Annotated in this window: 2 protein-coding genes and 1 pseudogene; all 3 read right to left on the reverse strand. The window is 42.5% G+C overall.

What is annotated here, in order from left to right; genetic code table 11:
• Positions 1–518: 518 nt before the first annotated feature.
• The gene (locus QUB61_RS39035) at positions 519–1,259 is read right to left on the reverse strand and encodes a PEP-CTERM sorting domain-containing protein (RefSeq protein ID WP_333136495.1); all 741 of its coding nucleotides are present in this window, start codon (positions 1,257–1,259) and stop codon (positions 519–521) included.
• Positions 1,260–1,552: 293 nt separating this feature from the next.
• A pseudogene (locus QUB61_RS39040) lies at positions 1,553–1,795 on the reverse strand (tyrosine-type recombinase/integrase); the annotation flags it as partial.
• A 197-nt stretch (positions 1,796–1,992) separates the two neighbouring features.
• Positions 1,993–2,176: hypothetical protein (locus tag QUB61_RS39045; protein WP_333136497.1), on the reverse strand; the 184-nt coding region annotated here is incomplete at its 5' end.

Genomic DNA, 2,176 nt, shown 5'->3' on the forward strand with positions numbered 1-2,176 from the left:
ACATCATTATAATGATAATTTACAACTCCAGGTGCCTACTTTTATTTGAATTCGGTTGATTTTTTTATCCTTTCCTTAAGGGCACTACCGAATATGCTGCCATCTCTAAATAATCTCATTTTTTTACATCTTTAAAGTTTACCATTTTTGTGGCGGGTTTGATCTCAAATTGCTGTAAGTTCTGTGAGGACTGGATTAACCGCACAGACGGGGATTCAAGCTCTAGGTCGTTAGATCGAGTTTTCCCGCCAGCAGAACAATAAAGCTAGGCGGGGATACTAGAATTTCCCCATCTACACCCCTACAACCACTACAGCTAGGTCAGCACACTCAAATTTCCCCATTAACTCACCCTGAGGTTAAAAGCAGAAAAAGTAACACAAGGGAAATGTGCAGATATAGGCAAAGTGGCAACCTATCCTGCATCAGAGTCTAAGATATGATTTGAGTCGCCTGACGCGGATAGGGGGCGTTTTGAAGTTGATTTGTTGGCAGCGTAAATTCTATCAAATGATAGATTAACCTTGTGACTTTGTTTTATTGTGCTTAATTGAATTCTTTCGTTTCAGCCATCCTCCCCACCCTAATGCTATAGCTGCAGTGAGGATTGTGGTCGGTTCAGGTACAGGCTCAGTAACGTCGTCAACGGTTGTAATTATCAGATTAACCTCCTGATCGAGAGTAAGATAGCCTCCACGGGTAAAAACTTTAAGCCCAGCAAAAGTATCGTTGTTTTTAATTCTCTGACTAATAAATGGAAGTACATTAAAGGAAAAAATTGGCGATAGGTCTATTTCCGAACCAGTATTTATGACACTATAGAAGTATATTCCATCTAAGTAGCCTCCAGCCTGAAAATCGGATACATCGGCTTGCCCGTTTCCTATATAGCCCTGAACGTCAAACCGAGACTGAGAGTCATACCACGAAATAGTATTAGCCTTAGGCTGAAAAATAGCACTGCTAATAGCTGTATTAGGAGCAAGAGATAAATGGGCAATATTAAATTCGTAAAAAGCTTTATATTCTTCATCTTCTTGATTGTTTCGTGTATGTCTTTCATCCTTTATGCCTACAGAAAGAGGTACATCACCATAAATATAGTCTCCTAGTCCGTCCTGATCCTTATCTCCGACAAAAAAACTGGTAGTGGAGGTCAAGGTAAATACAGCTGCTTTAGCTTCTTTGTTTGGTACCAAGACAAAACCTAAAGCGGTACAAACAGAGGCAAATGCGACCTTTTGGTAGAGGTTGTTCATAAAAACTAAATTTCCTTTTATAGTAAACAACTTGACTGAAAAGCCCATGGCAAAGTCTAAAAGCTGCAGCTAGAGTAACATATCTGCTGAACTTTTACTACACTCACACCCCACATCGTAAGGATATTCGCTTATTTTGACCTTGGGCTTGAAACCGCTACAGCTTCATTACATCGCCTGCAATAAATCCATATATAGCTCCTAGGTAACTGCCAGTGGTTACCTAATCGGTTAGGTAACTGCATCTCGCTCCTAGGTAACTGCTAGCGGTTACATAATCGGTTAGATAACTGTCAGTCATCCCAAAACCCGTCAAACCGATGCGGTGCTAGCTGGGTATAGCGGACTGTGTGGTGAATATTAGCGTGTCCCAGATATTCTTGAATCGCCATCGTGTCTATCCCTTTAGCCGCCAAATAGTACCCGCAAACGTGCCGGAGCATATAAAGATGCACCGGGAACTGAAGCCCTGCTACTACCCCTGATTTTCGGATCGTCTTCCTCGCAGCATCCACAGTCATCGGAACCCCACGCTCAAATAGGAATACAAGTTAGAGAGTAGGGTATAGGTAAAGTAGCCCCAACCCAGCACATCAAAATTATCCCTAACATTTACCTATAAACAAAGATAATCTATAGGGGACAAGGGTTTGAGTTATTTGAGATTTAAACTGTTGTTTTTCTTTTTTATTGCGCCTCGCCCACAACTCGCCCGACATAGACTAACTTAATCTTACGCGCCTAGATCGGGGAGAGTGCGGTCAAATGGTACCTCGGCTGCCAGAACTCGATCGCCTTCGGCTGGCGTGGATGAAGTCGATGCACTCGGCTTGAGTGTGAACCCACATTCCGCACCCTCAACTGGCACATAGGCGGATTGAGGTGGTAAAAGTGAATCATCCGAGATAATAGTGAGT

Source organism: Microcoleus sp. C2D2 (assembly GCF_036702495.1).
Classification (GTDB): Bacteria; Cyanobacteriota; Cyanobacteriia; order Cyanobacteriales; family Microcoleaceae; genus Microcoleus.

What these genes read in the sequence shown, in the direction of transcription:
- QUB61_RS39035 (WP_333136495.1), bottom strand. Translation starts at nt 1,259, where the DNA reads ATGAACAACCTCTACCAAAAGGTCGCATTTGCCTCTGTTTGTACCGCT.